Raw genomic sequence first — 11,523 nt, 5'->3', positions numbered from 1 at the left:
GTTAACTAACTAAAAGGGGGGACAAATATGTCTAGAAAACCAATTGGATCAATTATAGAAGGCGTAAAAAAATATGGACCAAAAGCAGGGAAATTTATTAAAGACAACCGCAAAGAGATAACTGGAATGTTAGGGGTTTTAGGTGTAGGAGATTCTATTAAAAAACGTATAGAAAAGAAAGAAGAATCAAACAAAACAAAAGAAAAAAAAATGCATCATAGGAAAAGGCGTTATAAACATTATGAAAATAAATTACTACCTGAATTGGATATTCAAAATAGGAATGAACTTTTTCAATATATGCTTGAAATCGAGCAGTTTATTCAACAGATAAAAAATGAGGAGAAAGAAGATATTGGCATAAAAAAGCCTATACATGAAAAAAGAATTAAAGATTGGAATGATATTCTTATTCAAATTAAAGATAAAATGTCTACAAAAGATTACCTTGAATTTATTAAAATTTATAACAACCCAAATTATCAAAGTGAATATTTTAAAGGTTTCGAGGGTGATGTTGAGAAATTTAAAAAACTCAATAATTGTAAAAAATACGATGATCTTTTGAAATATATTGCAGAAAAAACTAGTTGGAATATTGATCAAATCAAGAAAGATTTTTCACTAACAGACTTATATAATGACCCAAAATTTTAAGCCTACATGGTTAAAAAAGGCTGTTGCATGATCCCTTTAATTTGGGGAAAAGGGAAATAAAATTATGGATGCGTCTTCATTCCCTTTTCAGTATTCCCCCATAGATGTGTATGATTTTTTAGAGCTTTCTCTGAGCAGAAAAGATAAGATATATTACCAAAAAAGTGTAATATATATATTAAAGTAACAGGGGCAAGAGTTTAAGAATCAGTTGTGAAAGTCAATCGAGCTTTTCTTATTGAGTTTGTTGAGGAAGCACGAGAAAAAGCCGCTATAAGCCTATTAAAGGCTTATAGCGGCTTTGCTTCTTTATAAATGTTAGAAACAAATGTTTCTACACCGTAAGAAGTTGTTCAAAGATGTTACTAGTCTGTTCAGAGTCACGCTCTCGCAACTCTTTTAAGACGTGTGCATACGTAGATGTTGTAATGTCGATGTTAGAGTGTCCAAGGCGTTCTGATACATATAAAATCGAAATACCTTTGTAAAGTAGGATACTCGAGTGCGTGTGTCATAGTCCGTGGACAGTAATGAGCGGTTCAATATTTAAGCGCTTTAGAATGGAGCGAAGGGTATCGTTTAGTCTGTCATTTGTGACAACAGATATATCCGAAGTCGGTTCAAAGAAAACTAAATTATGCACATTCGCTGGATTGTTTTTCGCGGTGATTAAATGCTTTTTTAATGCTTTCATTGTTAGCTTATCAATACTAATTGTCCGCTCTGATTTTTCAGTTTTTAAGGGACCAAAACCACCGCCTTCCTTATACTGCCATTGACGATGTACCTTAATCCGATTGTTTTTAAAGTCTATGTCATTAATACATAATCCAATTAACTCTCCGTAACGTAGCCCGGTAGATAGAGCTAAAATTAGCATAATATTTTCAATCCCTTGATCAATATTCTTGTGTAAATCTTTTAGTAGCAAATGGCTACTTGTATAATCAAGAAATTTTTCAGAACTCTTTTTCCCGGATGAACCTGTGACAGTGACATTTCGAGTGAAATCATTTTTTATTAATTCTTCATCAATTGCTTCCTTCAAACAGGTACGAATGTAGCCATTCAGCTTCCGATTTGTATCCTTTGCATTTGTATCTCCTAAGTCATTTAGGAAGCTTTGATAATCTCGTTTTGTGATTTTTTGAAGAGGCGTATCTTTAAAATGACTAAGAATTTTATTGTACGTTGCTTGATACGAATTTAAAGTAATAGTCCCAACATCCTTCTTATAAGTCTGATACCATTCTAAGAAATATTGAGCAAAGGCTATATCCTTTTTGAAACCAGCAACCCCTTGAGCTATACTTGCTTCAACTTGTGCTGCTGCTAATGAAGCTTCTTTCTTAGTACGAAATCCCCCTTTACGAATAGGTTTATATTTCCCTTCAATTGTTCTACTAACACTGTACTGCCAAGTAGATCCACGTTTTGTGATGCTAGCCATAACCTGCTCCTTTCAATCTTCATTGGTTATAAGCTTTTACTTTTTTATGTTTTTCTAAAATGAATTACTAAAAATTCACTTCATTAGTATTGAAAATTAGCTTAAAATTTTCATCGAGAAAATTTGCCATCTTTGAAGCGTGAAAACTCCAAGGTTCGCCTTTTTTATTTGGATAATAAACAAAGCCACCATTGGTTACATCTAATTTAGATTTGAAATGTGGATTATATAATAAATGTTGTTTGATCCAATCCTTTTTCCGTCCCATACGATTTTCTAAATCAGACATAGACCAATAAACGCCAAGGAGTTCTGCTTTTTTTAGTTCTTCAAAATCCATTTTATCAATAATAATATAGGCCTAAGGGATTGTAATTAAAAGGTTAAGATTTAATTTTTGTTGCATTTTTGTTCTCCTTAATTTCCCTTTTTAAATGATTTTCCCACTTTTTTAAAACTGCTTTTTGATTTTTTACAGACATGAATAAACCTCCGTAGAATTGTCTCTTAGTGAAGAGGGTCCCCATTTAAAAATGTTAATTTCGCTTGACCAATTTTTTGGTCATAAAATCAATAGGTTAAATATCTCTGCATTATCAGCATATTTAGGTTTTTTCAAAAGCTTTTATGTATTTTAAAACTATTTCATTTTTATGAGTAATCATCACACCCTAATTATTAAATATTTTGATTCTTCCTATCGAAAGAAGTGTATATAGAATATTTTAATATAATTATAGATATATACTAATTTTAGGAGGATTGAAATGAAATTAGATAAAAAAGTAATTAGACAAACTACAATAGAATCTATTTTAACTACAGCTGCTTTAAGATTCTAGGTTTAGGTGGAGCTATTACAAGTATTAGACATTCGAGGCTACAGAGAAGTGTTAAAGAAATCGAACTACTATTTAACCAAAGATTGGAAGAAATACAACACATATTTTACTCGAAAACCCAACAACAAGGGGAGGATGTTGATAAGTTATTTGAATTCATGTTAGATTGTGTAATTATGGAACCCAAAATTGAATATTTCATCAATAGATTTATTAATATTTCTTCACACGAAGAAATCAAAGAAGATTTTGTATTAGTTTTTTATGATACTTTAAAAGAGCTTTGATTGATTTAACAGTATTAAAATTATACGATCGCTACTATTTGAGTGAAGACCAAGACAGTAACAATAGATATCAAGATGTATTAGATCAACATGATATTTCTTATGAACAATATGAATTAGTTCGTCGAAATTTAGTTAGAAAAGGAATTCTAACAACAAAAACGAATACTTATTTAGAGATAAATTTAGAAGCAATAGAGGATGCAATTAATGCGCTGCAGAAATATCTTTAAATGCTTAAGGAAAAAAATCTACATATCCACGCTTAAAATCTTTAAATTGAAAGGTAAAAATAATTTAGAATTAACTGAATTTGGTAAAGAGTTTGTGTTGTATGATTAACTCTAAGGATCCAGTTAGGCAAAAACATTTCAGTTAAATGAAAACAAAACAAAAGAAAAAAAGAGTAAAAGTAATAGGGACTGCCCTGATATATAAGACATTGGGGCATTATCAGCGGGCATACCTTTACGGGACATGCTCATGGTAATGCCTTTTGCTTTTACGGCCTGTTGATAATCATACGATGTGTATACCGCCCCTTGGTCACTGTGCAACGTACACCCTTCGGGCAAATAATGAAGTTGAGCTAATGTATCCAGTACAAAATCAGTATCTTGGCAGTCTCCAATCGAATAGGCAATCATTTCACCATTATATAAATCTTGAATACTTGAAAGATACAACTGTTTTTGACCAAATGGCAAGTAAGTAATATCAGTTACGAGCTTCTGTAACGGTGCGGTGGCTTCAAAATCGCGATTTAATAAATTTGCTGCGATCGAGTAAGGTTGTCCTGTTCGTTTCCGTTTTTTCACTTTCACGCGACATTGCCAACCATATTTTTGCATAATACGTTGAACCACTTTATGATTGACGCACATTTCTTGACGTAAGAGTGCTGTAATTTTTCTGTAGCCATAGCGAAATTTATTTGTACGACAGAGTTCACCGATACGTCTCTCTATTGCTTGACGAGACCTTGCATCGGTTGATGCCTGTTTCCAACGATAGTAGGTAGATCGTGCAATCCCAAAATGTTTACAAATGTCCTTTACAGACATCATGCTTCTTAGTGACGCAACTAACTGTACTGCTACTTCTCCAACCACTTCCTCTCCAACTCTGCGTACTTTTTTAGCACCTCAATTTGTTGCTTTAAATAACGGTTTTCCAATGCTAATTTCGTTTGTTCATTGTCCGGTTCAGGACCCTTATTAAAGATATATTGTTTGCCTACAGGTTGTTTTAAACGATTGACTTCACCATTTCTATACCAACGCACCCATGTTTCGACCTGTGTTTTATGGCGTATATTTAATTCCAATAGAATCTGTTTGACAGGTACACCCGCTAATCGCATCTCAATCGCTTTCATTTTTACTTCATATGGATAACTCACTCTTGTTCCCATAGAAAAAGCACCTCCTAATTGAAGTTTGGGTATCTATACCCGATTTCAATCGAAGATGCTTTTTTTATTTGTCTATACTGTTGGGGTCAGTTCCATTCCTCTTTTTTGTTTTATCTGTATTACATATCTTTTGTCCAGATAGGTAGGTGGTATCTCTAGAAAGCAATTGTTCGTTAATTAAAAATGTAGTATAAAGTTTAATTTTTTGTATTGATTTATTGTTTTTTGTGTTATATTAAAAATATCCACTCAAAGCTATCCTGTTCCCCACAGGAGATTAACTATTCCTCTTAATAGTTCATAGGATGTACCCATACATCTTAATTGCTAATACTCCTCAAACTAATGTATTAGTATAATCAATTTGGATTAATGTAAGTGTGACTGCGTACTCCAAATAATCATAATAACTATTCCATTTTATTTTTTTCCTCAATACTTAGGGCATTGACGTCTATTAGTGCGTTATATTTTTTAAATGGCGGTAGGTATCTAATTGTTGTAGAACTCGAAACGTGCCTTAGTTGCTTTTGAATTATAGAAATGTCAATGTTACCCATTTGCATAAGGTAAGCCGTTGTATGTCTAAATGTATGGGCATTAACATTTTTTGTTATTCCTGCTGATTGAGAAATGGTTTTAATTAGTTCATTTAATTTTTCAGAACTTAACATTTTTAAATTTTTGAAAAAGACAAGTTGGTTACCGTTTTTTTCCCATTCCTTAAACATAGGATGTGAGAGGTAACGTTTTAATTCATTTTTAAGTGATGTAGGCATATATACTATGTTGGCCGAGTTTTTTTGCCCTTTATCAACTAAAATGACACCTCTATCGAAAGAAATTTGTTCTAGACTTAAGTTTCTAACCTCTTTGTTTCGTAATCCTGTTGTCATCATTAGAAGTAATAAAATATAGTCTTGTCTAAAAAAAGGATCGTTAGTTAATGCAGCATTCAACAGTTTTCTGCATTCATTTATAGATAAAGATCGATCAATCAATTTTCGTTCGTAGTAATTATTTTTATAATGAGCCATAGGGTTTGAATTAATCTTATTCACACTTTTTAAAAAACCAAAGAAATTCTTCAAGTATACGATATTATCATACAGAATGTGCTTGGTAGCATTTTGCTCATAACGTAAATAATCTAGATATTCATCGATAAATTTTTTATCGATAGGAGAATATTCATTAGATTCTTCATAGAAATAAAAATTATCAAAATCTAACTGACCCTTGTGACCACAATGAACTAAGTATTTCTCAAATTTTCTAAGAGCTACTGTATATGTCTTAACAGAAACAGGTTTTAATTCAGTATAATTCTTCCAAGTTTTATAATAATCAGAGTCTAACAAGATTTGATTCATAATTCATCACTTATCCTTTTTTGAATATTTATTTTTTCTTCTTGAGCAAGGGGATGATTTTCAATTGCCTTTTCTAATTGATCATCAAATAATTTTAAATAAACAGTAGTTGAATTTATCGATTCATGGCCTAATAATCGAGATAAAGTGTATATATCAATACCTGCTTCTAGTCCATATATAGCAAAACAATGTCTAAGTGTATGAACACTGTAGCGATTTTTTTCTGATTCAGGTATTGTAGTTGCTTCATTAATTAATTTTTTCATCATATGCTGAATAGTTCTTTTATTGATAGCAGTACGACCGTTATCTGTAGAAAAAACATAAAGATTATTAAATTCTGTATCGGTTATGCTTCTTTTATGATAATCGTATTTAAATTTTATATAGTCTAAAAGAATAAGTAGAGCGACACGACTAATTTTTCTGGGCTTTTTACTCTCTTCATATTTTTTAGGTATTACTTTGATTGTCTTATTCTCTGCATCAATATCTGAAATTTTTAGATTTAGTAACTCATTTAAACGGATACCTGAACCTAAAAAGACCCAGAGGATTGTATAATTACGAAGCTCATTACTAAACATTTGAGATAAACAAATAATTTCTGCTAGTTGTACTTTTGTGAGGGCTTTTGGCAAATTATCATTTGACCATTTTAATTTTAAGACATCCTTTATAGCAGAAATATCTTTGTTTAAGAATTGTTTCAAAACGCATCTAAAAAAAGATCGAAGGAAAGCACTCTTTTTAGCTTTTGTATTGGAATATTTATATGGAAGTAAATATTTTACTAATACCATTGGTTCTGCCGCTTTTTGGAGATTCGTATTTTCACCATATTCCTTCGTTACGAATGATTTAAATTGAATTAATTCTGATTTATATGTCTTCTTAGAAGACTCACTTAATCCAAGAAAAAAGAACTGCAAAGGTAATATTCTATACTCTTCTAAAGTAGCATCTTGTTTTTTATCAATATTAACTTCTATTTTAGTAAGTCCAATCTCATTAACAACCTGTTCGAGTAATCCAGGACCATAGTTATTTAATATAACCTGAAGTTCAGTTCTTACTTTTTCAAGTGGGGAGCCCCCTGGTCTTTGTATTGGCATATTAATACTCCTTTAAAAATAATTAATTTTATTTATTGCATTATTTAAAGATTTATCGTCTCGATGAATATAAAGACTTGTTGTATCAGGCCTCGCATGCCGGCTTAAATATTGTATGACTTGGGGTAGTAGATTTGGTTGTTCTGAGAGTCTTGTTATAAAAGTATGCCGGAAAATATGGACTCCACCTGGAAAATCCCAATTAAAAACGAAACTTATTAATTTGTAATAGTTGTACAGTTCACTTTTGAAAGTTTGAGGTTTATCACAAAAAACGTACTTTTCATTTAGATTAATTAAGGAATATAAATCATCCAATAATAGCTTAGGCAAGGGAAGGATGTCATATTTATTACCTTTCCCTTTAACCGATATTGTATTGGTACCAAAGTTAATATTAGAGGATTCTAAATAAGCAACTTCGCTTTTTCTTAACCCTAAATAAAGCATCAACTTATAAGCAGTACAAAATTTTAAAGGATCGGGTGTATAACACATAACTGCACCAAAAAATTCAGATAAATGTTGATTTGTTGGTAAGTCTCGATATTTATACTTATCAAATTTAATGCTGTTTATATTTTTTGTTATATCATTTGGTATTATCCTCATATGATACAAACATTCAAATAAGGAACGGATATTATAAAATGTATCACTAATGGTATGTTTTTTATAAACTCCTCCATGAAACTGTCTCATCAAATAAACTTTATAATCTTCTATGTGATCTGCGGTAACTAGATAAAGTGGAATGGAATTTAAAGAATAACTGTGAAATTTAACATAAAATGTGGTTAACCAATTTAAAAAATTTTTATAATCATGTTTTCTTCTTTTAACTGTACTTTTAGTACATTCTTTTCTTACTTCGTCCAAGTGGCGTTCTAAAACAACATGATTAAATTCTTCAAACTTTTTATCTGTATTTAAGGGATTTAAAAATTTATCGTTTGAAAAATATAATGAGTATATCTTTTCAAATTGATTAATCTTACTATTTGTTAAATTTTTTTCAGAAACAAAACTAAGGAAAAGATTTTCATCATACAAATCAAAATCTTGGATGTTTGTAGGTGATTTATTTAGATGTAATGAACAATAAGAGAGAAATTCTTCAATAATCTTGTAATACAGAAAAAATGTATAGGGTTTAATTTGATTTTTTGATTGCAAAAATTTTAGTAACTTATTTGCCTTAATTGAATAAGATTCGAGGATTATTGAATTAATTCCTGTGGGACCTTTGTATTTTTGCTGTATTTCCTTATCTAGTTGGTAGAGATTATTCAATATCATCACCATACTTTCATTTGAATATGTCTTAATATCAATATGGCTATACGATAATGAATTTAAACAACTATGTGAAAAATTTGTCGTGGAAGAAGCATTCCATGAAATATCTTTCATATTTCTTGAATCATCATACAGTAAGAAATTAATGAATAATTGATTTGTAATCGACAAATCTTCTTTCTTTTCCATTATTGTTACACTCCTTTAGTGGTTTAGTGAGGATTCATAATCATTTTGAAAAAGTAAAATTAATTACAATTAAATCGTGTACTCAGATTCTTTATCATAATTTTGGAAGGAGGTGGGGCTTATGAAACTTACCGTTAAAATTAGTGCAAGTTTTTATAAAACTGTTCAAATTGTAATTCTATGCCCCATTCTGATATTTACTTTCAAGGATATGAGTACTAAGTATAAAGCAGATTATTTAATTGGAGCTCTTCTTAATTTCTGACGATATGTTGATTGAAAGAAATTAAATTATTAATTGGAATAGCAACATGTCTAAATTCAACTTTCACAGGTTCTATTTAAAGTATTGTTTTATTTTAAAAACAAATTTACTTGACCAAAATTTTGGTCAAGCAATATTTTACAATTTAATACTTGTATCATTTAATCAGGTGATGATTAGATGATACACAAAGGTTTAAATCCTGATCATATAAAACTAATTTGGGAATTAATTAGCGGTAAAATAACTTTTGAGGATTATCTCAGAAGAAGAGGATTAAGTAAAAATGAAAAATTAGTTGAACTAAATTACTTAGTAAATGATAATGTCTATATGCTAAACGAATTTTTATCTAATATTTCTATTGGCCTTCGATGCAATGCCATGAAAGGGCTATTTAATTTATCTGATTTAGATATAGAAAATTGTGTGGATTTTCGGAAAAGCTCAATCGGATATTTTATTAAAAACAATATTATGCCTGATAATGTGATAAGTACAAGACTTGATGTAATTTGCCGTTTAGCCATAGTTTTTGATTTACCATTTAGATATTTAGCTCACTATACTAAGTATGAAATGCTATATTCATTTGCTGAGTATGATGCGCTTCAAATTGAAACTAAAAATTTACGATTACTAATCGAAGAAATATTATTAGAAGCAAAAAGTGGAATTAAAAGCAACAGGAATATTTATGGAGTTAAAATTGTAAATGATTTTTTTAAAGCTGGTAGAAAAACTGAGCTTTATTCTCGAGTTGATATTAGAAAAGAATTTTTTACCATCGAAATACACCTCGAAAATGTAGCGAACATTAATAATCCAGAGCTTTTAAATTTAGAAAAATCATTAGGAGTAAAAAATGAAATATATATTCGAGATGCTTTTTTACGTGATAACAAAAAGCTTTATATTTTAATTCCTTTCGCTGAAGATTTACAACATAATGTAATTAATCTCCCAAAAGAATTTTTGTGGAGAAATGTATTAAATAGCTTGAATACGGAAACGATGGAAAAAATAAGGAATTTTGAAGTAGAGGCATCTAAAATAAATTTTGATTAAAAATACCCGCTTAAGTTAATTTCTTAAGCGGGTATTTTTTTGTTAGAAACTGTATTGTATAAAAAACCATCATTTAATAGATGAATTGAAGAGAGAACATGAATTAACGTTTATGTTCTCTTTTTTTATTTTTTTGTCTATAAACTCGTCCATTGTTAAAAGTATATAAAACGTATGGAAGGTCTACTTTCCTATTGTCTTTTTTAGGAAATACTCTTTCGAGGTTGCCCACTAACTCGAATCAAAATAAAACTGGAAAGGTTATGACGTTTCCGAAGCAAACAAACGTATAGCACTCTATTCAAGAGTTCCTTGTTTCGCTTTGAGTGTGAATGGTGTTAGCGACCATTAATGGCTAGGAGTGGTATATCTGAGTTCTAAGGAACTGGAACACGTAAACGACAAAGACCTTTAGGGCAGAATTTAGAGGGGTTACGTGGAGCTGAAAAGCGAAAACTAAACAAGGTGATACAAGAAACTCAAATTCTGAGCGAACGTTCAGTATATCAAGTTATTCTCTATTTTCATTGACAATTGTTTTTATCTTTGAAAGTAGGGAATAACTATGTCCAATTGCTCTCCTCATTCGCTCGCATTCAGTAATTTTTAAAAGCCGAAAGTCAATCACTAATTATCTACCTAAATTTATTAATCAGTCCAACCTTCGAATAAAATTGCCTCGAGATTTTCACTAGGGTTATTTGGGTTTGGAATAAATATTTTAGTTTTTTTCAGTTTTCCACTAGCGAAATGTGTAGAAAAATCAGGTTGTTCTTCAAGTGCTATGTAATCATCAGTTAGCATCATTACAAATATTTTTGTTGCGTCAGTTGGAATATCATCTCGTGAAATATAGTCACTAAATACTTTATGTGGGTGTTCTAATTCATACATTCCTCGAACTCGAAGGTTTGATAGTTTTAGTGGGTCAATTCCCTTGGCACGAGCCAATTCCTTAGAATCAATCAATGTAGCGTTTGTACTTGCTACTGCTTCCCTAATCTCGTCAATTAGACTTAAATATGTAGAGCGGTCAGCTACCATTGTATTTCCGTAAGCAAACCAAAGAGAAAGAAGTTTGTTGTTTTGAGTGTTTAAATTCCCAGTAACGTAAATAACCTCTTTTCTATCCCACGTTTCCTCACTAATCTCTCTAGGTAAGTTCTGACTATCGGGATAGATGTAATCTTTTGGATAAGAACTGTTTAATGCTAGAGAAGAATAGCTCTGATTATTTAGTTTTTTTGGCTCAACACCAACTCCACCTTTAACAATAAAATCGGGGAAGTTAGAAGAGTTACCTGTCCAACTAAGATATTCATTGTACTTAATCATTTTTTCGTGTTCGTACTGGTATTGACTAGCACCTGTGCAAAACATATCCTTCACGAAATATTCAAGGCTATCTCCTGCTGCATTTGCTGAACCGTTTGATCGGAAAATTGGTGTGAGAATACTTGAATTCCTATCGAGAATGTTCTTTAAAGCCACTAAAACATTTGTTGTAGGTGATTGTGTCATTTCATTTCTCCTTCTGTTTGTTTTCTCTATTTTCTCATAG

At 30.7% G+C, this 11,523-nt stretch carries 9 protein-coding genes and 1 pseudogene; 3 read left to right on the top strand and 7 right to left on the bottom strand.

Going from position 1 to position 11,523, the window contains the following annotated elements; translation table 11 throughout:
- Positions 1-27: 27 nt before the first annotated feature.
- Positions 28-657, top strand: a complete 630-nt coding sequence (locus LO754_RS16990) for a hypothetical protein (protein WP_231784877.1) — start codon at positions 28-30, stop codon at positions 655-657.
- 511 nt (positions 658-1,168) lie between these two features.
- Here the strand turns inward: LO754_RS16990 and LO754_RS16985 are convergent.
- Both LO754_RS16985 and LO754_RS16980 read right to left on the bottom strand, forming a co-directional pair.
- Positions 1,169-2,107, bottom strand: a complete 939-nt coding sequence (locus LO754_RS16985) for a tyrosine-type recombinase/integrase (protein WP_231784876.1) — start codon at positions 2,105-2,107, stop codon at positions 1,169-1,171.
- Between the two features lie 67 nt (positions 2,108-2,174).
- Positions 2,175-2,459, bottom strand: a complete 285-nt coding sequence (locus tag LO754_RS16980) for a DUF771 domain-containing protein (RefSeq protein ID WP_435892074.1) — start codon at positions 2,457-2,459, stop codon at positions 2,175-2,177.
- 773 nt (positions 2,460-3,232) lie between these two features.
- Between LO754_RS16980 and LO754_RS16975 the strand changes: the two genes are divergently transcribed.
- The gene (locus tag LO754_RS16975; protein WP_231784875.1) at positions 3,233-3,469 is read left to right on the top strand and encodes a hypothetical protein; all 237 of its coding nucleotides are present in this window, start codon (positions 3,233-3,235) and stop codon (positions 3,467-3,469) included.
- A gap of 213 nt (positions 3,470-3,682) precedes the next feature.
- Here the strand turns inward: LO754_RS16975 and LO754_RS16970 are convergent.
- From LO754_RS16970 to LO754_RS16955, 4 genes and pseudogenes are all read right to left on the bottom strand, one after another.
- Positions 3,683-4,650: pseudogene (locus tag LO754_RS16970) on the bottom strand (IS3 family transposase); the annotation flags it as partial.
- A gap of 410 nt (positions 4,651-5,060) precedes the next feature.
- Positions 5,061-6,023, bottom strand: a complete 963-nt coding sequence (locus LO754_RS16965) for a tyrosine-type recombinase/integrase (protein WP_231784874.1) — start codon at positions 6,021-6,023, stop codon at positions 5,061-5,063.
- On the bottom strand, positions 6,020-7,141 hold the full coding sequence (locus tag LO754_RS16960; protein WP_231784873.1) for a tyrosine-type recombinase/integrase: 1,122 nt from the start codon (positions 7,139-7,141) through the stop codon (positions 6,020-6,022). The genes LO754_RS16965 and LO754_RS16960 overlap by 4 nt, the downstream gene beginning before the upstream one ends.
- A 12-nt stretch (positions 7,142-7,153) precedes the next feature.
- Positions 7,154-8,629, bottom strand: a complete 1,476-nt coding sequence (locus LO754_RS16955; protein WP_231784872.1) for a site-specific integrase — start codon at positions 8,627-8,629, stop codon at positions 7,154-7,156.
- Between the two features lie 445 nt (positions 8,630-9,074).
- On the opposite strand from LO754_RS16955, the gene LO754_RS16950 reads away from it, so the two are divergent.
- Positions 9,075-9,962 (top strand): hypothetical protein, encoded by an 888-nt coding sequence (locus LO754_RS16950; protein ID WP_231784871.1) that lies wholly within the window; start codon positions 9,075-9,077, stop codon positions 9,960-9,962.
- A gap of 648 nt (positions 9,963-10,610) precedes the next feature.
- Here LO754_RS16950 and LO754_RS16945 read toward each other — a convergent pair.
- Positions 10,611-11,483, bottom strand: a complete 873-nt coding sequence (locus LO754_RS16945; RefSeq protein ID WP_231784870.1) for an NgoPII family restriction endonuclease — start codon at positions 11,481-11,483, stop codon at positions 10,611-10,613.
- Positions 11,484-11,523 lie beyond the last annotated feature (40 nt).

The sequence above is a fragment of the Lysinibacillus sp. GJ-1 genome (genome assembly GCF_021166035.1).
Taxonomy (GTDB): domain Bacteria; phylum Bacillota; class Bacilli; order Bacillales_A; family Planococcaceae; genus Lysinibacillus; species Lysinibacillus sphaericus.
This window is presented reverse-complemented; position numbering and strand designations above follow the sequence as displayed.